We start from the raw sequence: 23,904 nt of genomic DNA, 5'->3' as shown, positions 1-23,904 counted from the left end.
AGAGAGTGAATAGATAAGGCCTCCAGTTGGAGGCCTTATTTGTTATCGCTTGAATTACAAAATGACGGTTTTGTTGCCGTAGACAAATACGTGATCGTTTAACACTTTATTGAGTGCTTTACTTAGGACATTTTTCTCTACATCGCGGCCTGCTTGTGCCATGTCTTGAGCACTGAAATTGTGGTCTACAGGTATCACGTCTTGTTTGATGATAGGGCCTTCATCCAGATCATTCGTCACAAAGTGCGCCGTAGCACCAATGATCTTAACGCCACGTTCATACGCTTGCTGGTATGGCTTCGCACCGATAAAGGCAGGAAGGAAACTGTGGTGGATATTGATGATCTTATGGTGGTACTTCTCAACAAATGATGGCGTTAACACGCGCATGTATTTCGCCAACACTAAGTAATCTGCTTGGTATTGGTCGATCACTGTGAGTAGCTTTTGCTCGTGCTCTTCACGATTTAGCCCTTCATGCGACACGTGATGGTAAGGAATGCCAAACTTCTCAGTTAAACTTTGTAACGTGTCATAGTTACCAACGACAGCAGCAATCTCAACATCTAGGCTGCCATCGTAGTTTTTCATGAGAATATCACCAAGACAGTGCGCTTCTTTGGTGACAAGGATAACGACACGCTTACGATTTGAGCCGATGAGCTTGCGCTTAGCGCCTTGTGGCAACGCTTGGTCGAGGTCAGCGAGAAATGTCTGGTCATTGAAGTAACCTTCCAGCTCGGTACGCATAAAAAAGTGGCCGCTGGTGTTGTCGACAAATTCGTTGTTGTGAATGATATTGAGTTGGTGTTTGTAACAGATATTGGTGATCTTCGAAATAAGACCAGGGGCATCTGTACAATGTGTCAGTAGTGTTTTCTTTTCCATTTAGTTAAAACTTCCGTGAATTATTTTTTTTGAATAATGAATTTTTTACGGGATTGCGAACGGTGAGCTCACCCGCATTATTGAAGCTACAATTAAACTAATATCGAAATGGTTTCAACAATTAATCTGAGTTAACCGTTTGCTCAATTTAGATGTTGGTATTTTTTCTCTTATCGCGTTTTTAGGTGGTAGTTATGGATAGAGAGTTATTAGCCCGAAAATTGTACTCAGAAAGAGTGAGCGCCCTCACAGGTGGAAAGGAAGTAGACGAAGAATTACTCGACGAAATGTGGGAAAACCGTGCCTCCCCAGCGGAAGCTGCAAAAGCATTGTCCGATTGCCAGCAAGAAGGTTTCACTGGCCCTGCTTGGTTAACTCGCTACCTCAATAAACGTTAATCTATAAATTGCCTAGGGCGCGAAATCCTGTTCGCGCCTTGGCCTTAAAACTGCCATAATTACCTCCCCTTAAGATTAACGCTCTGCATTTAATGATTTCAAAAACCTTCTCTTCTGAAGGCGCATTAGGAAAAGCCATTCCCGGTTTTCAACCGCGCCAAGCACAACTCGACATGGCTGAAGTCGTTGCCAATGCAATCAAGTCGCAAGGTCAGGTTGTGGTCGAAGCGGGCACGGGTACCGGTAAAACTTTTGCTTACTTGGTTCCTGCACTTCTTAGCGGTAAAAAAACCATCATCAGTACAGGGTCTAAAAACCTCCAAGAGCAGTTGTTCCACCGTGATCTGCCTTTGATGACTAATGCGCTCGGATTTTATGGTCAAGTAGCTTTACTTAAGGGACGCGCGAACTATCTTTGTTTAGATCGCCTTAGCCGACAAATGGTGGAAAGCCACAATCAGACCGCAGATCCGACGCTACTCAGTCAGTTAGTTAAAGTGCGTAGCTGGTCATCCGAAACGAAAACCGGAGATTTGGGGGATTGTGATGCTATAGCAGAAGACAGCCCTGTGATACCGACCATCACTTCTACTAACGACAACTGCCTTGGTAAAGAGTGCCCGAGCTATCAGGAATGCTTTGTGCTTAAAGCACGTAAAAAGGCGATGGATGCAGACATAGTGGTCGTCAACCATCACCTGTTTTTAGCTGATCTTGCGATTAAAGAAACTGGCTTTGGGGAATTGATTCCGGAAGCTGACGTTTTTATTTTCGATGAGGCTCATCAGCTACCGGATATTGCCAGCCAATACTTTGGCCAATCTCTATCCAGCCGACAAGTTCATGAGTTATGCAAAGACATTGAAATCGCCTATCGAACTGAAGCGCGCGATATGCGCCAGCTACAGAAAGCGGGTGAGAAGCTCTATCAGACAGTGATGGATTTGCGCATAGTCCTTGGTGAGCCAGGGTTTCGTGGTAATTGGCGCGAAGCCATTAATTCCCCTTCGATTGGCCGAGAGTTGCGCCGACTTGAAGAGACATTGGATTTTGTTATCGAAGTACTCAAGCTTGCTTTGGGGCGCAGTCAGTTATTGGATAGTGCGTTTGAACGCGCCAATACCATCAAAGCAAGATTGGTGAGGGTTTGTGATGTCTCGATTACGGGTTACTCTTATTGGTATGAGACGAGTCCACGACATTTCAGTCTGCATATCACCCCATTAACCGTAGCCGACAAGTTCCATGAACAGATTGAGCTCAAGCAGGGAGCATGGATATTTACTTCAGCGACCTTGGCGGTGAACAACGATTTTGGACACTTTACCGCTCGGCTAGGATTGAAACCCCAAGTTCAAATGTCTTTACCAAGTCCGTTTGACTATCAAAGTCAGGCGAGGTTGTGTGTTCCCCGTTATCTGCCAGAACCGAATAGTCCGGGAATGGCCGACAAGTTAGTCACGATGCTAAGCCCTGTTATCGAGCAAAACCAAGGGCGCTGTTTCTTTCTCTGTACATCGCATAGCATGATGAAAGAGCTGTGTGAGCGTTTTCGCCAGCACCTGACGATACCTGTATTGATGCAAGGTGAAACCAGCAAACAAAAAACACTCGCGGAATTTATGGAGCTGGGGAATGCGCTGCTGGTAGCGACGGGGGCATTTTGGGAGGGGATTGATGTTAGAGGTGATGCGCTTAGCTGTGTTATTATCGACAAATTGCCTTTTACCGCACCAGATGACCCACTATTGAAGGCTCGCATTGAAGATTGCCAGCTAAAAGGGGGAGACCCCTTTGCTCAGGTTCAAATACCGGATGCAGTAATCACCCTCAAACAGGGTGTTGGGCGCCTAATTCGCGACAAGAAGGATAGGGGAGCTCTGATTATTTGTGATAATCGCTTAGTAACCCGAGACTACGGTGGGGTCTTCCTTGCCAGTTTACCTCCGATACCCCGCACACGTGACCTAGCGGTGGTACAGGACTTTCTTAAACATAAGTCATGTCAAAATTAAACAAACAATCAGAGATATCAATGAGTGTAAAGATCCTTGCTCTAGATACGGCGACTGAGAACTGCTCAGTTGCTCTTTTAGTAGACGATAAAGTGTACGTGCGCAGTGAAGTTGCACCACGTGATCACACCAAGAAAATACTGCCTATGGTAGATGAAGTACTGAAAGAAGCGGGGTTAACCTTAGCGGAACTGGATGCACTCGCCTATGGGCGTGGCCCGGGTAGCTTTACTGGTGTGCGAATTGGCATTGGTATTGCACAAGGTTTAGCGTTCGGCGCGGATTTACCTATGATCGGTGTGTCGACACTAGAAGCTATGGCTCAGGGAGTCTACCGTAAACACGCTCAAAGCCATGTCGCGACTGCGATTGATGCGCGTATGAATGAGGTTTATTGGGGACGTTTCACTCGTCAAGAAGATGGCACTTGGCTAACGGTCGATAGTGAATGTGTCACGCCACCTCAGCGGGTCGCCGATAATAGTCAAGCCGATGAACAGGTATGGTTTACGGCAGGGACAGGTTGGGATGCTTACCCAGAACAACTCAATGGTCTACAGTTCAACACGCAGAAGAGTGATGTATTGTTCCCTGATGCAGAAGATATTGTTCAACTAGCAAAATTTGAACTGGCTAAAGGTAACGCAGTGGATGTCGAAGAGGCGAGCCCAGTCTACCTTCGCGATACGGTTGCTTGGAAGAAACTACCGGGTAGAGAATAACGACGTTCATCAGATAAACGGCATAAGCGGATAGTATGGTATCAATTAACGGTTTACCTCCTTCGGTCCCTGGCCCCAATAGGGCAAATAAGGCCAATAAGAAGAATGAGGTCAAAAAATCAAGTGATAAAACACCCGTTAGCCAACCGAGTAAGGTGGCGAATGCGGTGGCACATTCTATCCGCCATGTCAGCGAATCTGAACTCCATAAAGCACAAGTTCAGTACGACCTTCCGCAAGGACGAGGACGTAAGGCAATGGAGGAGTATATGAACGTAATGACGCAAGCAAAGCGTGATGAACTATCGCGATTGCTTGGTGTCGATATTTACATCTAACGTTATGGGCTTGTCTAACGCTATGTCTCTTCGTCTATTACAACCACTGTTCATCTTGGTCGGTGCCGCATTGCTGTCGGCCTGTAGTGCGTTGCCAGAAACCTTGAAATCCGATAATCCACAGCTAATCACCGATTACACGGTTTGGCAGTCTACGCATAATAGCGGCGATGAAGTGCGTCTCGGTGGTTTGGTCGCCAGCGTGACCAACCTTAAAGACACCACTCGTGTAGAAGTCGTCAACCTGCCAATTAGTGCATCGGGCAAACCGGATATTACCCAAGAGCCTCAAGGCCGTTTTGTTGCTTACATTGAGGGATTTGCTGATCCAGTGACCCTATCAACAGGGCGACTGATCTCACTACTTGGTGACACTCAACCTAGAGAACAAGCAAAGGTAGGTGAGTATAGCTATGACTTTCCCGTAATGAAGGTCAAAGGTTATCACCTATGGAGGATTGAAGAACGTGTCATCATTCATGACTTCGACAGTTACCTATTTCCATGTCATGGGCTGTATTGTCGCGAATCTCGTTATGGGCCTAAGCAAGGCAAAGTCATTCAAGAAGTCAAATAATGCGCGTTGAACGTAGATGGAATATTGCCGATGGCCATATTGCAGCGATCGAATACGGCTGCAAAGAAACGGCTGAATTATCCGTCGTTTTTTTACATGGTTGGTTGGACAACGCGGCCAGTTTCGAAAGCGTGATGAGAGAGTTACACGCCATCACTCCTCAGTTTCACCTTTGCGCAATCGATTTACCTGGCCATGGCCTTTCTAGCCATAAAAATGGCGGCAATTTCTACCCATTTCACGACTATATAGAGGACGTTTACCAGTTTTTGGCTAACTTATCGCCAAACAGACTGGTACTAGTGGGTCATTCGCTTGGTGCTTTGATTGCAAGTTGCTATAGTGCCGCCTTTGCTGAGCAAATCGATGGATTAGTTCAGATAGAAGGGTACGGACCTTTGGCTGAATCATCACAAAATGCCGTTTCTCGGCTACGAGAAGGTATATTGAGTCGGCAAAGAATCCGTAGAAAACCGATGCGTGCCATGCAGTCAGTCCAAGAAGCGATAGAGCGTCGAGCAAAAGTGAACGAACTTGACGCAGAGTTGATTGCCCCCGTTGTGAAGCGCGGCCTAATCGAGATAGAAAATGGTTGGCAGTGGCGACATGACGTTAAGCTACAGAGCCAATCACTGTATCGAATGTCGCTGGAACAAGCGGCAGTATATCGCCAGCAGCTCACCCTACCTCAACAGGTTATTCTTGGTGAGCAAGGTTTCTCTTATTTGCAGTCTTTTCAGAATGATACTCCCGATTCCACTCATGTAGAGATGATCGAAGGTGGTCACCACTGTCATCTGCAATCCCCTTTTAGAGTAGCTAGCCTAATTTTTGGTTTAGTTAACAAAATTTAAACAAGTGTTTGAGTCTTTCGTGCTCAAGCAGCCCGCCTGTGCTGTAATAGACGACATTGCAAATAGAGCGTTTCACATAGTAGACAGCCAGCTAATTTTGAGGAGTTTTACCGTGGATAAACCTTGGTTATCACGTTATCCAAGTGATGTGCCAGAGCACATCAACCCAGATCAATATCCATCCTTGGTGGAGATGTTTGAACAGTCAGTACAAAAGTACGCTGACCAGCCTGCATTTATGAACATGGGCTCGGTAATGACTTTTCGCAAGCTGGAAGAGCGTAGCCGTGCATTTGCGGCTTACTTGCAGAATGAGCTGAAGTTGAAAAAAGGCGACCGTGTCGCTTTGATGATGCCTAACCTCCTGCAATATCCGGTGGCGCTGTTTGGCGTTTTACGCGCAGGTATGATCGCTGTCAATGTAAACCCTCTTTACACACCTCGTGAACTTGAGCACCAACTGAACGACTCTGGTGCGAAAGCGATTGTGATTGTTTCTAACTTTGCCAACACCCTTGAGCAAATCGTTGACAACACATCAGTGAAACACGTTGTTCTGACCAGTCTCGGTCAAATGCTACCGCGTGCAAAAGGCACATTGGTCGACTTCGTGGTTAAGTATGTCAAAGGCATGGTTCCTAAATATGACCTACCGGGCGCAATTTCCATGCGCCAGGCGTTACACAAAGGTCGTCGCCTTCAATACGTGAAGCCATTTATGTCGGGTGACGATATTGCCTTCTTACAGTACACCGGTGGTACAACAGGAGTCGCTAAAGGAGCGATTCTTACTCACCGTAACATGATTGCCAACGTACTACAGGCGAAAGGTGCGTATGGTCCGGTTTTGTCAGAAGGCCGTGAGTTAGTCGTAACCGCATTACCGCTCTACCACGTATTTGCCTTGACGGTGAACTGTCTGCTGTTTATCGAAATGGGTGGTCAGAACCTATTGATTACCAACCCACGCGATATTCCAGGCTTCGTTAAAGAGCTACAAAAATATCCATTTACTGCGATTACCGGTGTTAATACCCTGTTCAATGCATTGGTTAACAACGAAGACTTCCATGAACTCAACTTCAGTAATCTTAAGTTGGCAGTTGGTGGTGGCATGGCGGTTCAACGCGCAGTCGCAGACCAATGGAAGAAAACCACAGGTATTCATCTACTTGAAGGCTATGGTCTGACAGAATGTTCACCACTAGTAACGGGTAACCCATATGACCTGACTGATTACACAGGGGCGATTGGTTTACCGGTACCATCAACTGAAGTTCGTATCGTTGATGATGAAGGTAATCCTCTCGCGAATACTGAAGTTGGTGAACTTCAGGTTCGTGGTCCACAGGTCATGCAAGGCTACTGGCAACGCCCTGAAGCCACCAAAGAGGTGATCAATGCCGAAGGGTGGTTATCGACCGGTGACATCGTTAAGTTTGATGATGAAGGGCTAATCCACATTGTCGACCGTAAGAAAGATATGATTTTGGTATCTGGCTTTAACGTGTATCCAAACGAAATTGAAGATGTCGTGGCTTTGCACGGTAAGGTACTTGAGGTTGCTGCGATTGGTCAGCCACATGAAGTGTCTGGTGAACTGGTTAAAATCTATGTTGTTAAACGTGATCCTAGTTTGACTAAAGATGAGATCATCGCTCACTGTCGTCAGCACCTAACGGGTTACAAGATTCCTAAGCTTGTTGAGTTTAAGGACGATCTGCCGAAAACCAACGTAGGTAAGATTCTACGCCGTGTACTTCGTGAAGAAAACGATGCCAAGCTAGCAGAATCGCAACAAGGCTAAGTGAGTTAACTCAGCAAGCCGCAATGTTTGGTGATAGAATGCCGACTATACATAGTCGGCATTTTTTATGTCGATGGAAATCGCTCATAGTGAGAAGTTAGTGAAATATCAGATTATTACTCAGTCATCACAGCTAGAAACAGTGTGTAACAGCGCTAGGGAAGCGGACGTTGTGATGTTGGATACCGAATTTGTGCGCACTCGCACCTATTATCCACAGCTAGGTTTGATTCAACTTTTTGATGGAGAAAACCTGTCGCTCATTGACCCCACGGTCATCGATGACATGACGGCGTTTGTCCAGTTACTGCAAGATACGTCAGTGCTGAAAGTCCTGCATGCTTGTGGTGAAGATTTGGAAGTATTTCACAATAGCTTTGACTGTTTACCTTACCCTATGGTCGATACGCAGCTAATGGCAGCCTTCCTCGGCCATGGCTTATCGACAGGTTTTGCTGCACTGGTAGCGGATTACCTAAACGTTGAGTTGGACAAAAGTGAGTCACGTACAGACTGGTTGGCGCGACCATTGACCGAGAAACAACTAGAGTATGCCGCGGCCGATGTATATTACTTGCTTCCCCTTTATGAACAGCTATTTGAGAAAATTACTCAGGCGGGCTGGTGGCAGGCCGCTCAGCAAGAAAGTGATTTGCTTGCCTCGAAACGAATTAAAACAATTCAGCCCGAGCGCGCCTACCTTGATGTTAAAGGGGCGTGGCAATTAAAGCCTAGCGAATTAGCCGTTTTGAAACCTCTAGCGACATGGCGACTAAAAGAGGCGTTGAAGCGGGACTTAGCGCTGAACTTTATCTTCAAAGAAAATGACCTTCTGAACGTCGCTCGTTTGGGTATTGAGAGCCGCAAACGAATGGAGCAGGAGGGGATGGACTTGCGTTCTGTTCAGCGTCACAGTGCACGCATCATTTCCATCGTCAAATCAGCGCTGATGACTCCGCAAGAGGAGTATCCGCAAAAAATTGAGCGTCTAATGGATATGCCTGGCTATAAGCAGAAGTTTAAAGTGCTTAAAGATGAGGTTAAACGCGCCTCTCAGGCGAGTGGATTAGCCACGGAATTCTTAGCATCGAAAAAGCAATTAAATCAGCTTATTAGTTGGGTGTGGAAAAAAGACCGTGACCCTTCTTCGCTTCCTGATGTGATGCAAGGTTGGCGTTTGGAACTGTTTGGCGAAAAACTGAATAAGCTTCTTTAAACACGCTTTAATGGGGCTCGATGGAACAGAAAACAACATTAATAGGGTTAACTGTTCCTTTTGGGTTCTAGTTAACTTTTGCCCATTTATTGCTCCCGTTAAAAACTAAATGGGTAAATAGGCGAATTTTCCTCAATTGTCGATTATGTGACCTTTTGCCTAGGGTTTGTCCGTTGAGTTTGTTGATAAAAAATCAATTGCTTATGCTTGCGAGTACGTCGAACGTTTCTTCAAGCTGGTAAGCACCATGTTTAATAATGCCGTCACCGTTGGAACGCCAACCAGTACAGGCGGAAAAGTCTTAACAGGCAGTGCTGGCGTAAAAATTAACAACTTGGATGTGAGTCTCTTGGGAGACCAAACTACCTGTACTTGTGGGGATGAAAACTGTCGTGGAGTAGGTCCAATCATGCAGGGCTGCCCACGAAATATTAAGATTGGTGGCAAGCTGATAGCGATGAAAGGCGATCCGGTTGATACCGGATGTGGCAATTGCTTTGTGCTTGCTAGTGGTGACGCCGTTAGCCTTGGTGCTCAAATGTCTGGCTCAATTGATATGGGTTCAGGCGTTAATATCGGGCAGGGTGTCAATATCAATATGGGGTCGGGCGTGAGCTTGGGGCAAGGTGTCTCTTTTGGCGGTCGCTCTGCTGCTTCGTTATCTACAACGTCCAACTCGACCAGTCATTTATCACCAATGAACGACCTTTATCGCTCTGATCCATTGCTTTATAGCCAAACTCAAACCGTCGACAAAATATTGAGTGATTCTCTCGCTTTAGAGTGTTCTCTTGAAGAAGAAATGGCGAAGAACATGCAACATGTTCTTATCACCGATTTAGAGGATGCACACAAGATCCTGCATAACCTTTGGCTGGAGGCAGGGAAAGATGTTGCTGCCCTTGCTGCGAGTATTAATACTGCGAAATCATGGTTTAGCCACACAAGGCCGCTGTTTGATGCTGCTTCAATTGCCAAGCAGTTTGGTGATATGGGCGTTAAAGCGGATTTGGTTGAGAGCAAAGGCAAAACGTTTGTGGCGTTTAACGGCACAGATCAGAATGGAAGAGTGCTCAAATATGCGTTTGTGAATGGTACTCGTATCAACATGAACGGAAAAAAATACCCGCTCAACTCATTTAAAGCAATGCAAGCTGGCTTTAGCCCAAAATCAAGAGCCGCGAATTTTAAAGGGGCAGGAGTATTAACGTTTGTCGTGTCGGCCAGTATTGCAACTAGTGATTTAGTGTTCAAGGATGATTATCACCTTGTGAACTGGTTTGGGAATGTTGGAGCTGATATGTTCAAATTTATGCTCCAGACCGCTATTGGTGAAGTTGTTTTGTTTGCTACCGCAGCTATAGGTTCACCTGTCCTAGCAGGTGCGTTTTTTGTTACAGTTACATATGTATTCATTGAATGGGCGTGGGGTGAATACACAATTTCGCATGAGATAATAAGGATGCTTGAGGATGTCACACAAGATTAAATTACGTTTGGCTGGTGTCTTTGTTATTTGTTTTGGTTTGCTTTGTTGGGGGTATCCGTCTTATGGAGTTTATAGAGATTATCTTGATCTACTGAATCGAACCGAGACAGTACAAGTCTCGGTTATTACTCTATGGGTTCCGATTGGTTTTTTAGGGGCATTAGGTTGTTTTTTAGTTATGACCCCTAAAGCACTTTTATATGGAAAGAAGATCAATGAGCTTTACTCTCAGAGAGCGATGCAATTAGCCAACAAAATTAGTCTTTATTTTGCATTAGCTGGCGTGGCTTTTGCTGCGGGATGGACATATCACTCTATCGACTTGTTAGAAAAATATGGCTATGTGTACAGCCGAGATTTAACCAAGATAACCCCGACAGGGATTCATTTAATGTACATTAAAGCAACGCATTGAGTTGGTTTACTCGTCAATTAGCTTTGAAGGCGTCGAGTCTTTGGACCCTTGCCCAAGGACATGCCAGTGTGTTCATTGCTAGCTTTGTCCGTAGGTGGTTTTGTTTGCCCATTTACTGATCCCGTCAAAAAACCAAATGGGTAAATAGGCGAATTTTCCTCAATTGTCGATTATGTGACCTTTTGCCTAGGGGTTGTCCGTTGAGTTTGTTGATAACAGATCAATTGCTTATGCTTGCGAGCATGTCGAACGTTACTTCAAATTAGTAAGCATCATGTTTAATAATGCCGTTGTTTACACAAAAGGATTGAACTTGACAATGAAAAAACTAATGAAAAACATTACTACCGTTAGTATAGCTACCTTAGCGGCTCTACTTCCAAATCTATCTTCCGCTGCCGAAACGACTAATGAAAATAACTTACTAGGCTATGCTGTTGCTTGGAAACAAACAGCAGCAGAATATCGAGCGCTCTATTATCAAGGGTTCAACGTGGCGAAAATGCACATTGATAAAGCAATTTCGGAACACAAAAAAGGAGACAAACCTTTAGCTATCGTGACAGATCTTGATGATACTCTGGTACTTCCTCTTGAATATTGGGGGCACTTAATAAAACACAACAAGGATTTCTTCGAAGATCCAATTTGGGATGAATGGGTTCCAACTAATGGTATGATCCCATCGTTTGGAGCAAGTGATTTTCTTGAATATGTGAATAGCAAAAATGTCGATATATTCTATGTCACTTCACGCAATCAAGGAGCTCCGACATGGGAGCTAGCCAAACAAAATATTCTGGCAATGGGATTCCCTTTGAAAGACGACTCTCATCTGACTGTACTCATGGACACATCCAACAAAGAAACGCGTCAGAAAGAAATTTTAAAAGACTATAACGTCATTGTCTTTCTTGGCGATAACTTGAATGACTTTAAGCGTAAATACTACATCAAAGGTGATGTAGATGGTCGTATAGCTAAAATGGAAGAAGATAAAGAGCTATACGGTAGCAAGTACATTCTTTTTCCTAATCCAACCGATGGTCATTGGATCGCAGCTATTTTTGGTGATTCAGAGCCACCTCAGAGTAAAGAAAACCGAGAAGTCCTCATTAACGCCGCTACAAAATCTGCTTGGGACGGCAATTAATTCTAAATGATACAACTAACATTTAAGCCCCAAGTGGGGCTTAAATTGAAGGGTGCTTAAAATCTGGTGTCAGCCAAATTGGGTTCGCTATGTTCCCCCTAATTATTGCTACACTTAAAGTAAGCAGCAACTGTAAACTCGTCAGTCAGTTGGCTAAACTCACCGATAGCCAATCTACTCATATAGCGATGTCGCTCAAAGGACTGTCAGTTCGGAAATTTTGGCGGTTTCGGTATAGACCCCTGTATAAGTCTAACGATATAACAAAGAAAAGGGCTTCCATTTGGAAGCCCTTTGCATATGTGAGCGGATTAGCCCGCAAGCACGTCTGTGGCGACCTTGTAGCTTGGGTCTTCTTTGACGTTAATTTCGACCAGACTACCCGCCTTGTGGAGCAGTTTACGGCAGTCAGGGCTTAAATGGCGCAGATGTAATGTCTTACCTTGAGCAGAATAGCGCTCTGCAAGGGTTTCAATCGCTTCGATAGCAGAATGGTCAGTGACGCGTGAATCTGCGAAATCGACAATAACATCGCTAGGGTCTTTGATTGCATCGAAAATTTCTAGGAAATTAGCCACTGAGCCAAAGAATACTGGACCGTGGATCTTGTACTCTTTTGAGCCTTCCTCGTTAATGCAGGTATCGGCGTAAATGTGTTTAGCGTGCTGCCAAGCAAACATCAGAGCGGACGCAATCACACCGACAAAGACAGCGATAGCAAGGTCAGTGAGTACAGTAACGACGGTTACCAATACAATAACAAAGAAATCTTGCTTAGGTACACGACGAGCGAGTTTAAAGGTTGCCCATTCAAATGTGCCGATAACCACCATGAACATCACACCCACAAGTGCCGCGAGTGGAATCATTTCGATCAGCGCGGAAGCAAACAGGATGAACATCAGCAGTGCAACTGCCGCGACGATACCCGACAGGCGACCACGGCCACCTGAGTTTACGTTGATCATTGATTGACCAATCATTGCACAACCACCCATTGCCCCAAATACGGAACAGGTCATGTTTGCCATACCTTGACCGATACATTCGCGGTTAGACTGGCCACGACTGTTCGTCATCTCATCAAGTACTGTCAGTGTAAGCAGAGATTCAATCAGGCCGATAGCCGCAAGAATGATGGCGTATGGCAAGATGATTTGCAGCGTCTCAAATGTCAACGGTACTGCAGGGATCGAGAAAGTCGGTAATGAACCTGCTAGCGTTGCGGCTTCGTCCCCTGACATAGTGCGTAAGAAGTCAACAACGGTACGTGTTTCCAGATCTAAGCCAATAACTAGAGCACTTACCGTCACGATAGCCACCAGTGATGAAGGGACGGCAGTTGTGAACTTAGGTAAGAAATGAATGATAGCCATCGTAAGCGCAACGAGACCAAGCATCAACATCATCTGGTCTTGTGGTAACCAAGTCAGCATACCATTGAGATCCGGTGCTTTAAATTGACCAAGCTGAGCTAAGAAGATCACAATCGCCAAACCATTAACGAAACCGATCATAACAGGATGTGGCACGATACGAATGAATTTGCCGAGTTTAAATAGACCAGCAGCAATCTGTAGGATACCTGCGAGCAAGATAGCGGCGAAGAGGTATTGTACGCCGTGTGACGCAACCAGAGAGACCATAACAACGGCCATCGCGCCTGTTGCACCAGAGATCATTCCTGGACGACCGCCAAAAATTGAGGTGATTAGGCCAACGATGAAAGCGGCGTATAATCCGACCATTGGGTCAACACCCGCGACAAAAGCGAATGCGACGGCTTCAGGAACCAAGGCAAGTGCAACGGTTAAACCTGATAAAACATCATTTTTTACAGAGTGTTTTGAAAATTGTGGGAATTCAAACATGTTTGCTCAGTTTGGCTAAGTGGTTATAAGTAGTCTGAATTGTATTTAGTCGTCACTGGGCAAAATGCAATTTAAAAGAGCAGAGTGACTAAATGAAATACTCTCGGTGGTTAATTACGTAGAGTATAGATTCAGGTCGAGTCGGCGAATGCTACCGAAAAGTGTGATTAAGTTCAAGATTGGAGCCAGTATTGAACCATATTTGTGATCAATAGATGCAAATCGCTTAATCAGTTTCATTGTAGGTGTTTGCTTACATTGAAGTTTGCAAGAGATAAAAAAAACAGCCTCTAACTAGAGGCTGTTTATCAACAGATCAGTGATGACTAAAACTGAGGTTTGGTCATTACTGCGCCAGCTTGGTTTGTAGCAACTTGGCTGCCTGCGCCACGAGACTGGTAACGGTCTTCTTTAAGCGGAGCTGAGACTACAGTGATCTCTTTCATCTCTTTGTTGCCTGGGGCTTTTGCCATAGGAGCACTTGCGTGACCTTTAAAGCCTTGAGGTACCAAGATTTCAGAAGTTGTGACTTCGATAACTGGCTCAGCTTGAATAACTGTAGGTTCAGATTGCTCTACAACCTCAGCTACTGGAGCCGTTTCAACCGCCTCAACCTCAACTGTTTCAACTTCAACTTCAACGATTTCGTTTTCAACCGCTGGAGCTTCATCAGCCACTTCAGTAACCACAGCTTGTGGCGCTTCAACAATCACTGGTTCTTCACGGCGAATGATCACTTTACCCATTGCCATTTCTGGGCAAGCGAAACCACCTAAAGTGTTCGTTGTTGTTTCAACGACAACCGCTTCAACCACAGGAGCCTCAACTTTATCAGCCTTCGCCTGTTTAGGTGCTGGCTTAATAATACCGTAGCTTGGCATCACTTTACCCATCGCCATCTCAGGAGAGGCTACGCCACCCTTACGTAAACGGAATGGATTAGGACGGCGGTCACGACCGCGACGGCGACGTTGTCCACTAGCACGTAAGTGACGAGGTGAACGACGGTTACGACGTTGTTTTGGTTGCTCAGCAGACTCTTCTGCTTCAGCTTCCACAACAGCCTCTTCGAACATCTCTGCTTTAGCATCGCTAGCAATCAGTTTTGCTTCTTCGTCAGCTTTAGCTTGTGCCTCTTGATCTTTAACACGAACTTGCTTAGAAAGTTTGCGACGCTGGCGGCGCTCTTTCACTTTTGCTGCTTTCTCTTCAGAACGTTCTTTAGCTGCTTCTGGCTTCTCATTAAGTTGTGCATCAGCCGCCAGTTTCAGGCCTTCTTCAGCAACTTTGCTTGCCTTAACATCGTCACGCTTGTTGCGACGTGGTTCCTGTTTAGGCTTACGGTTTTGTTGCGGCTTACTACGTTCGTTCGCTTTTACTTCGCTCTTCGCTTCGTCACGTGTGTTCTTACGCTTATTATCGCGCTTGTCTTCACGGTTTTCGTTACGACTTTCGTTGCGGTTATCGCGGTTGCTGCGACGACGGTTATCATTGCGATTACGGCGGTTACGGTTGTTACGGTTACCGTCTTTACGCTCGTTCTGCTGTTGCTTCTCTTGATCCTGCTCTTTTTGTGAAGAGCCGAAAAGGAAGCTGCCTAAAGCTTTAAAGAAGCGGCTTACAAGACCAGGTTGTGACTCTTGTTGTTCCGCGCTGTCTGCTTTCTTCTCAGGCGCTTTTACTGGGCTAGGAGCAGGTGCTGACTGTGTTGGTGCCGCGAAACCTTTCAGAGCAGGCTCTTCAATTTTCTTAGGCTTAATATCAACTTCTGCAGGTTCTTTACCTTCAGCCTCTTTCATTGCTTCGATTTTCTGAGGCAATAGGTAAGAGAGAAGATCAAACTCTTCGCCTTCGCGGATACGGATCACGTCAAAGTGCGGCGTTTCCATATCAGAATTTGGTACAACAGTAATTTTAACGTCTTGAATGCGCTCAATGTGGTTCACTGAGCGGCGCTTCTCATTTAATAGGTAAGAAGCGATAGGCACAGGTACCACTGCAAGAACCTGAGCTGTATTGTCTTTCAATGCCTCTTCTTCAATCAGACGAAGAACAGACAATGCAAGAGATTCGTTGTCACGAACTACGCCAGTACCTGTACAGCGAGGGCAAATATGGTGACTTGCTTCTGCTAGCGAAGGGCTGAGACGTTGACGAGACATTTCTAACAAACCGAAGCGAGAAATTCGGCCTATTTGTACACGTGCACGATCCATGCGAACAGAGTCGCGTAGTCGGTTCTCTACTTCACGCTGGTGTCGAACTGGAGTCATATCGATAAAGTCGATAACCACTAGACCACCGAGATCGCGTAGACGAAGTTGACGTGCAATTTCTTCCGCTGCCTCTAAGTTAGTGTTTAACGCTGTCTCTTCGATATCACCGCCCTTAGTTGCGCGAGCAGAGTTAATGTCGATAGATGTAAGAGCTTCTGTTGGGTCAATAACGATTGAACCACCCGATGGAAGACGAACTTCACGTTGGAAGGCCGACTCAATTTGGCTCTCAATTTGGTAGTGACTAAACAGCGGAACTTCACCATCGTATTTCTTAACACGATTTACGAAGTCTGGACGAACCAAACGGATGTGCTCAAGAGCACGTTCGTAAATGGTGTTGCTATCGATAAGAATTTCGCCAATGTCACGACGTAGGTAATCACGAATCGCTCGAACAATAACGTTGCTTTCCTGGTGGATTAGGAAAGGTGCCGCGTTTGCATCTGAAGCTTGCTTAATTGCGCCCCAGTGGTTCAAAAGCACGTTTAAATCCCACTCAAGTTCTTCTGCACTCTTACCAACACCCGCAGTACGAACAATTAGGCCCATACCTTGCGGTAGTTCTAATGTGCTAAGTGCTGATTTGAGTTGAGTACGCTCATCACCTTCGATACGGCGAGAAATACCACCGGCACGAGGGTTATTTGGCATAAGAACTAGGTAGCTACCCGCAAGCGAGATGAACGTAGTAAGAGCTGCGCCCTTGCTACCGCGTTCTTCTTTTTCAACTTGTACGATTACTTCTTGTCCTTCAGTAAGCACTTCTTTAATGCTTGGACGACCTTGGTAGGTGTAACCTTCAGGGAAATATTCGCGGGCAATTTCTTTAAGAGGGAGGAAGCCGTGTCTTTCTGCACCATAGTCAACGAAAGCCGCTTCAAGGCTAGGTTCGATGCGAGTGATACGTCCTTTGTAGATATTTGCTTTTTTTGATTCATGTCCAGGGCTTTCGATATCCAAATCGTACAGGCGCTGACCATCAACCAAAGCAACACGCAACTCTTCTTTTTGAGTTGCGTTAATTAACATTCTTTTCATTGATAAATCTCGTTGTCATTCTTTGTTTTATTACTTGTCATTGCTATCGCTTTCATGGTGCCAGATCCCATGGCTTAATCTTTGCAGCCTCCCGGCTGGAGGGATGCGCTCGGGCACTTCAGTCTCACAAGCTTTCTCGTTTAGCTTGTGAGCCGCATTATTGGCGGTAAACACTCAACATGATCGGCGACGAGTAGGGTGACAAGATTGTTAATTTCAAAAATGTCTTACGCCGTGTGCTGCATTTTGGTAAATTAACGGGCTACTCAAATTATTGCTCAAAAATGAGTTGGTTTGTTTAAAAGGCAACCAAATCACTTATTGCAGGGGTGAACTATAGCAGTACCCATTAAAGTCAGCAATCTGCTTTATAATAATTCGCTAAAAAAGCCGATTTTATTTTCCTTAAGTATCTGTTTTATAGGTTTTATTGAGCCTAATTTATGAAATTGTAATAAAGTCGATGAATTTTTATTCGTAGCGGATCTTGCATCCATTATTAGTTGAGCCATTTTCCAATATGTTGCGAAGAAAATGTGATTTTGCGCAACTTTGAATGATAGAATAATCAGATGAGTGAAATAAGAACAAAAGTCCAGTTTGTCGACATAGACGAAGATATGGCGGGTCAGCGTATTGATAACTTCTTGCGCAACCAGTTGAAAAGTATCCCTAAAAGCATGGTTTATCGAATCTTGCGTAAGGGAGAGGTACGAGTAAACAAAAAACGTGTCAAAGCGGAATATAAGCTGAAAGCTGGGGATCTGATCCGAATTCCACCAGTCACCGTTGAAGAAAAAGCCGATGAAGTCGCCCCTAGTACAAAGTTAAATAAGGTGGCTGAGCTTGAGCACATGATTATCTATGAAGATGATCATATGTTGGTTTTAAATAAACCTTCAGGTACAGCAGTGCATGGCGGAAGTGGTCTAAAGTTTGGAGCCATTGAAGCGTTAAGGGCGTTACGTCCAGAAGCACGTTTTCTTGAACTGGTGCATCGCATTGACCGAGATACGTCGGGAATCTTGTTGGTGGCGAAAAAACGTTCAGCGCTACGTCACTTACAAGCGCAATTTCGTGAAAAGACCGTTCAGAAGTATTACTTCGCTTTAGTCATGGGTGAGTGGAAAAGCAGTTGTAAGGTTGTCAGCGCCCCTTTGCTTAAAAATGAAGTTAACAGCATTGTGCGAGTGAACCCTAACGGTAAACCATCAGAAACTCGATTTAAGATTATCGAGAAGTTTGCCGATGCAACACTGATACAAGCAAGCCCTATTACGGGTCGTACCCATCAAATTCGCGTGCATACTCAGTACACGGGTCATCCGATAGCGTGGGACGACAGATACGGTGACCGACGTTTTGATGCATACACGGCGAAAGTAGGGCTAGATCGTCTTTTCCTTCATGCGGCGAATATTAAATTTCAGCACCCTTCTAATGATGAATGGATGGAAATTAATGCGCCGATGGAACCGAAGTTAGAAAAGACACTGGCAGGTCTAAGAGCAAGTACTGCTCGTTAGAGCACCTCAAACCCTTGGTTGCGTAACATATCGATCAAGTCGATCAATGGTAATCCGACCAAGGTGTTTGGATCTTTGCCTTCGAGTCGCTCGAATAGCGCGATACCCAAACCTTCACTCTTGAAGCTGCCAGCACAGTATAGTGGTTGCTCTTTAGCCACGTAACTTTCTATTTGCTGTTGGCTTAGTGAGCGAAAATGGACCGTAAAGGTGTCGACCTTAACCTCTGTCTGCTTGGTGAGGTTGTTGTGCACAGCCAGACCCGTGAAAAACTGAATCGATTGACCACTTTGTTGTGTCAGTTGCTCAATCGCTTTTTGCTCGGTAAGTGGTTTACCAATGATTTGACCGTCAATCACACACACTTGGTCGCTACCAATGATCAAAGCCGTTTCTTCAACCTGACATGACTCTGCTTTTCCTTTGGCTAAGCGTGAAACTAGCTCAATAGGTGTTTCGTGCTCTAAGGGTGTTTCATCAAATTGTGGAGAGGCAGTAATAAATGAAACTGCCAATTTATTGAGCAGTTGTTGGCGGTATGGTGATGTTGAGGCTAAAACTAGTTGGTAATTCTGCATTTTAATTTACAATCTAACAGCGGGTTAGTGTGAGCTTAATCTATATTATGGTTGTGATACTAGCTCTCTTGAGGAGAAGGAAAAAAAGTACAACTTTTTGCCCTTTTTCTTTGACTCTAAACGATTTGGAAGATAAAATTCGCGCCCTATGCAAAAGGTAAAAATACCGCGTACGATTGATCCGTCACGCGCTGCTCAAAAGCGACTAGATGTTGAAGGTATTATTCAAGTTAGTCTCTTTAAGCGCTTAGAGGAATCAGTTGAAGGCGTTAAACGCGACGCCCAAGTGTCAATGTCATTTGACTTAGATGAGCAGCGACTCGTTGTTATCTCTGGTAAAGCTAACATCGTGGTCGACTTAGAGTGTCAACGCTGTAATGAGGTTTTCGCACATGAGTGCGACGTCCAATTCACTTATACACCGTATTACGGTGAAAAGACTGAAGAGGAAGCACCGGAAGAGTACGATTTGGTAGATCTGAACGAGTACGGTGAAATAGACCTAATACAGTTAGTTGAAGACGAGTTCATTCTAAACTTGCCTCAAATAGCAATGCACGATGAAGCGGACTGTAGCGTTGATTCAGATAATATGGTGTTTGGTAAACTTCCAGAAGAAATTGTGGAAGAAAAGAAACCGAATCCATTTGACGTTTTAAAAAGCTTAAAGAAGTAATTCTTTAAGAACTTACATAGGAGTAGGGTCAATGGCCGTACAAAAGAGCAAGAAATCACGTTCAATGCGTGGCATGCGTCGTTCACACGATGCACTAACTACAGCAGCACTTTCTGTAGACGCAACTTCAGGTGAAACTCACCTACGCCACAACGTAACTGCTGAAGGTTACTACCGTGGCAAAAAGGTTATCAACAAGTAAGGTTGACCTTTGCAAAATATAACCGTTGCACTTGATGCAATGGGCGGGGATTTCGGTCCTCGCGTCACAGTGCCTGCCGCCGTGCAGGCACTGTCGCATTTCCCAGAGCTAAAAGTGATCCTTATTGGTGATCAAACCGCGATCACGTCTCAATTATCTTCTCTTGGTTATAAACAGGATACGCGTTTGAGTATCCAGCATACTGACCGAGTGATCTCCAACTCAGAAAAACCTTCTCTTGCACTTAGAAATAGCCACGGCACGTCGATGGCCACTGCAATTGAATTGGTCGCTGAAAATCAAGCAGACGCTTGCGTAAGTTGTGGTAACACGGGCGCTTTGATGGCACTGTCTCGTTTCAAGTTGAAATTGTTACCTGGAATCGAAAGGCCTGCTCTTATCTCTGCGTTACCTACCGCCTCCGGGGGACGAACCTGGATGCTCGATTTAGGGGCGAATGTATCAAGTGATGCCGATTCACTGTTTCAATTCGCTGTCATGGGTAGCGCTCTGGCCGAGCAATATTTGCAGCGAGCGCCTCGTGTCGCGATTCTCAATATCGGCGCCGAGGAAATTAAAGGTAATGACCTTGTAAAGCGTTGCGCGGAGATGCTCGCTCAGACTCATTCGGTTAATTTTGTTGGTTACATTGAAGGTAACCAGCTACTACACGATGCCGCAGATGTTGTTGTTTGTGATGGTTTCGTGGGCAATGTTTGTCTTAAAGCCTGTGAAGGCACAGCTCAGCTATTTATTGATAAGTTAAAATCGAGCATGATGACCTCATCTCTAAAGGGTTGGATTGCAAGAAAATTATTTTCTGGCTTATTTAATGAGCTAAAAACATTGAACCCCGACCAGTATAACGGCGCAAGTTTGCTAGGATTGCGCGGCATTGTCATAAAAAGCCACGGAAGTGCTGACGTAGACGCAGTCATCAACGCGATTGGTGAAGCACTGCATGAGGTCAAACGACAAGTACCCAGCCGTATTAGCGATCGTTTGGAAGCGGTTTTACTCGAGAGGCATTATTAGTCTTCATGTATAGCAAAATTTTAGGTACTGGCAGCTACCTGCCATCTCAGGTGCGTACTAACGCAGACCTAGAGAAAATGGTAGATACTAGTGATGAGTGGATTGTTACTCGCACGGGTATTAAAGAACGTCGCATTGCTGCTGAGAACGAGACAGTTGCCGACATGGGTTATATCGCTGCGAAAAATGCGATTGAAATGGCAGGTATCGATAAAAACGATATTGACCTTATTATTGTCGCGACAACGAGTGGCAGCCATACCTTCCCATCGTCTGCATGTCAGGTTCAAGCCAAGCTTGAGATAAAAGGTTGTCCAGCATTTGACTTAGCAGCGGCATGTTCAGGTTTTGTATATGCTCTGTCTGTTGCGGATCAACATATCAAATCGGGCATGTGCAAAAATGTGCTGGTGATTGGTTCTGACGCACTTTCTAAAACTTGTGACCCGACAGACCGCTCGACCATTATTTTGTTTGGTGACGGTGCGGGTGCAGTCGTAGTAGGGCAGAGCGAAGAACCAGGCATTCTTTCGACTCACATTTATTCAGATGGTCGCTTTGGTGAGCTACTCAGCCTTGCAGTACCTGAACGTGGTAAAGACGCTGACAAGTGGTTACACATGGCAGGTAATGAAGTGTTCAAGGTTGCGGTGACTCAGCTTTCTAAGCTGGTTAAAGATACGCTTGCCGCGAATGACATGCACAAGTCTGAATTAGACTGGTTAGTTCCACATCAGGCGAACTATCGCATTATTTCTGCTACGGCCAAAAAGTTATCAATGTCACTGGATCAAGTGGTCATTACCCTAGATAGACACGGCAACACGTCGGCGGCGACGGTACCAACTGCGCTAGATGAAGCCGTACGTGATGGGCGTATCAAGCGTGGCCAGACACTGTTGCTTGAAGCATTCGGTGGCGGCTTCACATGGGGCTCGGCTTTAGTCAAATTCTAAGCCAGACGAAATTTATGATTAAGGTGCTTAGTCGCATCTTTCTTACTTTGTTTTAAGGAAAAGAAAATGAGCAAGTTTGCTATCGTATTTCCAGGTCAGGGTTCTCAAGCTGTAGGTATGCTCGCTGAACTTGGCGAACAGTATGACGTAGTTAAACAAACATTTGCTGAAGCGTCTGACGCTCTTGGCTACGACCTATGGGCATTGGTCCAAAATGGTCCTGCTGAAGATCTCAATCAAACGCACCGTACTCAGCCAGCATTGCTAGCTTCTTCTGTTGCTATCTGGCGTGTGTGGCAAGAGCTTGGCCTTGAGCAACCAGCTAACCTAGCGGGTCACAGCCTAGGTGAATACTCTGCGCTAGTTTGTGCGGGTGTTATTGACTTTAAACAAGCGATTAAGCTTGTTCAGCTTCGTGGTCAGCTAATGCAAGAAGCGGTGCCAGCTGGCACAGGTGCAATGTACGCAATCATTGGTTTAGACGATGATGCAATTGCGAAAGCGTGTGAAGAAGCAGCACAAGGTGACGTTGTATCACCAGTTAACTTTAACTCTCCAGGTCAGGTAGTCATCGCTGGTAGTAAAGATGCGGTAGAACGTGCAGGCGCACTTTGTAAAGAAGCGGGCGCTAAGCGTGCACTTCCTCTACCTGTATCAGTGCCTTCACACTGTGCATTAATGAAGCCTGCGGCTGACAAGCTAGCGGTTGCTCTTGAAGAGATCGAATTTAACGCACCTCAGTTCCCAGTGATTAACAACGTTGATGTCGCAGCAGAAACGGACCCAGCGAAAATCAAAGACGCACTGGTACGCCAGCTATACAGCCCAGTTCGTTGGACCGAAAGCGTGCAACTGATGAGTGAGCAAGGTGTTGAGACGCTATTGGAACTTGGCCCTGGTAAAGTTCTCACTGGCCTGACAAAACGCATTGTTAAGACGCTAGGCGGCGCAGCTGTGAATGATGTTGCATCTCTAGAAGCTGCTAAGTAATAAAGAATTTAAGGAATAACGAACATGATGAACCTAGAAGGCAAGATTGCTCTAGTAACTGGTGCTAGTCGTGGTATTGGTCGCGCTATCGCTGAACTGCTTGTTGAGCGCGGTGCAACCGTTATTGGTACAGCAACGTCTGAAAGTGGTGCTGCGGCGATCAGCGAGTACCTTGGTGAAAATGGTAAAGGTCTCGCACTAAACGTAACTGACGTTGAGTCAATTGAAGCAACGCTTAAGACTATTAACGACGAGTTCGGTGCAATCGACATTCTAGTGAACAACGCTGGTATCACTCGTGATAACCTACTAATGCGTATGAAAGACTCTGAGTGGGATGACATCATCGACACTAACCTAACGCCAATCTTCCGTATGTCTAAAGCGGTACTGCGCGGTATGATGAAGAAGCGTTCAGGTCGCATTATCAACGTAGGTTCTGTTGTTGGCACTATGGGTAATGCAGGTCAAGCAAACTACGCAGCGGCAAAGGCGGGTGTTATCGGTTTCACTAAATCGATGGCTCGTGAAGTGGCTTCACGCGGTGTAACGGTGAATACGGTTGCTCCAGGTTTCATTGAAACTGATATGACGAAAGCGCTAAACGATGAACAACGCGCAACCACACTGGCGAACGTTCCAGCTGGTCGTCTAGGTGATCCACGTGAGATTGCTTCAGCAGTAGTATTCCTTGCTTCTCCAGAAGCAGCTTACATTACTGGCGAAACTTTGCATGTAAATGGCGGCATGTACATGGTGTAAAACGCTTTCCTGGCAGAAAAGATGAACTTTTTCATTAATTTTCACTCAAATTTCTGCCAGCTAAGTGAATTTGCACGATTTGTCGTCAACTAGGCTACTTATTGTCATAAAAATAGCCT

22 protein-coding genes and 1 pseudogene are annotated in these 23,904 nt (G+C 45.4%); 19 read left to right on the top strand and 4 right to left on the bottom strand.

The genetic code is table 11. From position 1 onward, the window contains the following. Positions 1-54: 54 nt before the first annotated feature. Positions 55-888, bottom strand: a complete 834-nt coding sequence (purU, locus tag ACQEXT_RS02365) for a formyltetrahydrofolate deformylase (RefSeq protein WP_269376043.1) — start codon at positions 886-888, stop codon at positions 55-57. A 194-nt stretch (positions 889-1,082) separates the two neighbouring features. Here purU and ACQEXT_RS02360 point away from each other — a divergent pair, with 194 nt between their 5' ends. From ACQEXT_RS02360 to ACQEXT_RS02305, 12 genes and pseudogenes are all read left to right on the top strand, one after another. Continuing rightward, on the top strand, positions 1,083-1,286 hold the full coding sequence (locus tag ACQEXT_RS02360) for a hypothetical protein (protein ID WP_138970741.1): 204 nt from the start codon (positions 1,083-1,085) through the stop codon (positions 1,284-1,286). 92 nt (positions 1,287-1,378) lie between these two features. Further along, positions 1,379-3,301 carry an ATP-dependent DNA helicase gene (locus tag ACQEXT_RS02355; protein ID WP_426950461.1) on the top strand — a complete coding sequence of 641 codons (1,923 nt, stop codon included), beginning with the start codon at positions 1,379-1,381 and terminating at the stop codon, positions 3,299-3,301. Positions 3,302-3,321: 20 nt separating this feature from the next. After that, positions 3,322-4,023, top strand: a complete 702-nt coding sequence (gene tsaB, locus ACQEXT_RS02350; RefSeq protein ID WP_138970739.1) for a tRNA (adenosine(37)-N6)-threonylcarbamoyltransferase complex dimerization subunit type 1 TsaB — start codon at positions 3,322-3,324, stop codon at positions 4,021-4,023. A gap of 35 nt (positions 4,024-4,058) precedes the next feature. Beyond that, positions 4,059-4,361, top strand: a complete 303-nt coding sequence (locus ACQEXT_RS02345) for a chromosome partitioning protein ParA (protein WP_138970738.1) — start codon at positions 4,059-4,061, stop codon at positions 4,359-4,361. 22 nt (positions 4,362-4,383) lie between these two features. After that, positions 4,384-4,938, top strand: a complete 555-nt coding sequence (locus ACQEXT_RS02340) for a Slp family lipoprotein (RefSeq protein WP_331427186.1) — start codon at positions 4,384-4,386, stop codon at positions 4,936-4,938. After that, on the top strand, positions 4,938-5,792 hold the full coding sequence (locus tag ACQEXT_RS02335; RefSeq protein ID WP_426950459.1) for an alpha/beta fold hydrolase: 855 nt from the start codon (positions 4,938-4,940) through the stop codon (positions 5,790-5,792). The genes ACQEXT_RS02340 and ACQEXT_RS02335 overlap by 1 nt, the downstream gene beginning before the upstream one ends. Before the next feature lie 112 nt (positions 5,793-5,904). Then, positions 5,905-7,599 carry a long-chain-fatty-acid--CoA ligase FadD gene (gene fadD, locus ACQEXT_RS02330; RefSeq protein WP_138970736.1) on the top strand — a complete coding sequence of 565 codons (1,695 nt, stop codon included), beginning with the start codon at positions 5,905-5,907 and terminating at the stop codon, positions 7,597-7,599. A 100-nt stretch (positions 7,600-7,699) separates the two neighbouring features. Continuing rightward, a complete protein-coding gene (rnd, locus tag ACQEXT_RS02325) occupies positions 7,700-8,815 on the top strand; it encodes a ribonuclease D (protein ID WP_426950488.1) in 1,116 nt (371 codons plus the stop codon). Between the two features lie 247 nt (positions 8,816-9,062). Continuing rightward, positions 9,063-9,290, top strand: a pseudogene (locus tag ACQEXT_RS02320) (PAAR domain-containing protein); the annotation flags it as partial. Between the two features lie 222 nt (positions 9,291-9,512). After that, positions 9,513-10,304: a hypothetical protein gene (locus ACQEXT_RS02315; protein WP_426950486.1), complete on the top strand. Its 792-nt coding sequence runs from the start codon at positions 9,513-9,515 to the stop codon at positions 10,302-10,304. Next, on the top strand, positions 10,288-10,719 hold the full coding sequence (locus ACQEXT_RS02310; protein WP_426950457.1) for a hypothetical protein: 432 nt from the start codon (positions 10,288-10,290) through the stop codon (positions 10,717-10,719). Before ACQEXT_RS02315 ends, ACQEXT_RS02310 begins: the two co-directional genes overlap by 17 nt. Positions 10,720-10,993: 274 nt before the next feature. Continuing rightward, the gene (locus tag ACQEXT_RS02305; RefSeq protein WP_426950456.1) at positions 10,994-11,872 is read left to right on the top strand and encodes a 5'-nucleotidase, lipoprotein e(P4) family; all 879 of its coding nucleotides are present in this window, start codon (positions 10,994-10,996) and stop codon (positions 11,870-11,872) included. 311 nt (positions 11,873-12,183) lie between these two features. Here the strand turns inward: ACQEXT_RS02305 and ACQEXT_RS02300 are convergent, their stop codons facing one another. Both ACQEXT_RS02300 and rne read right to left on the bottom strand, forming a co-directional pair. Then, entirely contained in the window at positions 12,184-13,743 is a 1,560-nt protein-coding gene (locus ACQEXT_RS02300) for a SulP family inorganic anion transporter (protein ID WP_331418290.1), read from the bottom strand. A gap of 326 nt (positions 13,744-14,069) precedes the next feature. Then, positions 14,070-17,060 carry a ribonuclease E gene (gene rne, locus ACQEXT_RS02295; protein WP_426950455.1) on the bottom strand — a complete coding sequence of 997 codons (2,991 nt, stop codon included), beginning with the start codon at positions 17,058-17,060 and terminating at the stop codon, positions 14,070-14,072. Between the two features lie 572 nt (positions 17,061-17,632). On the opposite strand from rne, the gene rluC reads away from it, so the two are divergent. Continuing rightward, the gene (gene rluC / locus ACQEXT_RS02290; RefSeq protein ID WP_426950453.1) at positions 17,633-18,586 is read left to right on the top strand and encodes a 23S rRNA pseudouridine(955/2504/2580) synthase RluC; all 954 of its coding nucleotides are present in this window, start codon (positions 17,633-17,635) and stop codon (positions 18,584-18,586) included. Here the strand turns inward: rluC and ACQEXT_RS02285 are convergent. Then, the gene (locus ACQEXT_RS02285; RefSeq protein ID WP_426950452.1) at positions 18,583-19,164 is read right to left on the bottom strand and encodes a Maf family protein; all 582 of its coding nucleotides are present in this window, start codon (positions 19,162-19,164) and stop codon (positions 18,583-18,585) included. The two genes, rluC and ACQEXT_RS02285, sit on opposite strands and share 4 nt — an antisense overlap. A 148-nt stretch (positions 19,165-19,312) precedes the next feature. Here ACQEXT_RS02285 and yceD point away from each other — a divergent pair, with 148 nt between their 5' ends. The 6 genes from yceD to fabG all read left to right on the top strand — a co-directional run bounded on the left by yceD (position 19,313) and on the right by fabG (position 23,785). Further along, positions 19,313-19,840, top strand: coding sequence for a 23S rRNA accumulation protein YceD (yceD, locus tag ACQEXT_RS02280; protein ID WP_138970790.1), 528 nt, complete (start codon positions 19,313-19,315; stop codon positions 19,838-19,840). A gap of 31 nt (positions 19,841-19,871) precedes the next feature. Then, positions 19,872-20,042: a 50S ribosomal protein L32 gene (rpmF, locus tag ACQEXT_RS02275; protein WP_004414666.1), complete on the top strand. Its 171-nt coding sequence runs from the start codon at positions 19,872-19,874 to the stop codon at positions 20,040-20,042. Between the two features lie 9 nt (positions 20,043-20,051). Next, on the top strand, positions 20,052-21,077 hold the full coding sequence (gene plsX, locus ACQEXT_RS02270; protein WP_138970791.1) for a phosphate acyltransferase PlsX: 1,026 nt from the start codon (positions 20,052-20,054) through the stop codon (positions 21,075-21,077). A 5-nt stretch (positions 21,078-21,082) separates the two neighbouring features. Next, positions 21,083-22,033: a beta-ketoacyl-ACP synthase III gene (locus ACQEXT_RS02265; RefSeq protein WP_331427105.1), complete on the top strand. Its 951-nt coding sequence runs from the start codon at positions 21,083-21,085 to the stop codon at positions 22,031-22,033. A 66-nt stretch (positions 22,034-22,099) separates the two neighbouring features. Continuing rightward, on the top strand, positions 22,100-23,023 hold the full coding sequence (gene fabD / locus ACQEXT_RS02260; protein WP_269376033.1) for an ACP S-malonyltransferase: 924 nt from the start codon (positions 22,100-22,102) through the stop codon (positions 23,021-23,023). Positions 23,024-23,050: 27 nt separating this feature from the next. Further along, the gene (gene fabG, locus ACQEXT_RS02255; protein WP_331418293.1) at positions 23,051-23,785 is read left to right on the top strand and encodes a 3-oxoacyl-ACP reductase FabG; all 735 of its coding nucleotides are present in this window, start codon (positions 23,051-23,053) and stop codon (positions 23,783-23,785) included. Positions 23,786-23,904: the final 119 nt, after the last annotated feature.

It is taken from the genome of Vibrio sp. TRT 29B02 (assembly GCF_050113655.1).
Taxonomy (GTDB): domain Bacteria; phylum Pseudomonadota; class Gammaproteobacteria; order Enterobacterales; family Vibrionaceae; genus Vibrio.
The sequence above is the reverse complement of the archived record's forward strand: the minus strand, read 5'-3'. Positions and strand labels throughout refer to the sequence as shown.

Bases quoted from the DNA above. Each gene is read 5' to 3' on its own strand.
- purU (WP_269376043.1), bottom strand. From the start codon at position 888: ATGGAAAAGAAAACACTACTGACACATTGTACAGATGCCCCTGGTCTT.
- ACQEXT_RS02360 (WP_138970741.1), top strand. From the start codon at position 1,083: ATGGATAGAGAGTTATTAGCCCGAAAATTGTACTCAGAAAGAGTGAGC.
- ACQEXT_RS02355 (WP_426950461.1), top strand. From the start codon at position 1,379: ATGATTTCAAAAACCTTCTCTTCTGAAGGCGCATTAGGAAAAGCCATT.
- tsaB (WP_138970739.1), top strand. From the start codon at position 3,322: ATGAGTGTAAAGATCCTTGCTCTAGATACGGCGACTGAGAACTGCTCA.
- ACQEXT_RS02345 (WP_138970738.1), top strand. From the start codon at position 4,059: ATGGTATCAATTAACGGTTTACCTCCTTCGGTCCCTGGCCCCAATAGG.
- ACQEXT_RS02340 (WP_331427186.1), top strand. From the start codon at position 4,384: ATGTCTCTTCGTCTATTACAACCACTGTTCATCTTGGTCGGTGCCGCA.
- ACQEXT_RS02335 (WP_426950459.1), top strand. From the start codon at position 4,938: ATGCGCGTTGAACGTAGATGGAATATTGCCGATGGCCATATTGCAGCG.
- ACQEXT_RS02315 (WP_426950486.1), top strand. From the start codon at position 9,513: ATGAACGACCTTTATCGCTCTGATCCATTGCTTTATAGCCAAACTCAA.
- ACQEXT_RS02310 (WP_426950457.1), top strand. From the start codon at position 10,288: ATGTCACACAAGATTAAATTACGTTTGGCTGGTGTCTTTGTTATTTGT.
- ACQEXT_RS02305 (WP_426950456.1), top strand. From the start codon at position 10,994: ATGTTTAATAATGCCGTTGTTTACACAAAAGGATTGAACTTGACAATG.
- ACQEXT_RS02300 (WP_331418290.1), bottom strand. From the start codon at position 13,743: ATGTTTGAATTCCCACAATTTTCAAAACACTCTGTAAAAAATGATGTT.
- rne (WP_426950455.1), bottom strand. From the start codon at position 17,060: ATGAAAAGAATGTTAATTAACGCAACTCAAAAAGAAGAGTTGCGTGTT.
- rluC (WP_426950453.1), top strand. From the start codon at position 17,633: ATGAGTGAAATAAGAACAAAAGTCCAGTTTGTCGACATAGACGAAGAT.
- ACQEXT_RS02285 (WP_426950452.1), bottom strand. From the start codon at position 19,164: ATGCAGAATTACCAACTAGTTTTAGCCTCAACATCACCATACCGCCAA.
- yceD (WP_138970790.1), top strand. From the start codon at position 19,313: ATGCAAAAGGTAAAAATACCGCGTACGATTGATCCGTCACGCGCTGCT.
- rpmF (WP_004414666.1), top strand. From the start codon at position 19,872: ATGGCCGTACAAAAGAGCAAGAAATCACGTTCAATGCGTGGCATGCGT.
- ACQEXT_RS02265 (WP_331427105.1), top strand. From the start codon at position 21,083: ATGTATAGCAAAATTTTAGGTACTGGCAGCTACCTGCCATCTCAGGTG.
- fabD (WP_269376033.1), top strand. From the start codon at position 22,100: ATGAGCAAGTTTGCTATCGTATTTCCAGGTCAGGGTTCTCAAGCTGTA.
- fabG (WP_331418293.1), top strand. From the start codon at position 23,051: ATGAACCTAGAAGGCAAGATTGCTCTAGTAACTGGTGCTAGTCGTGGT.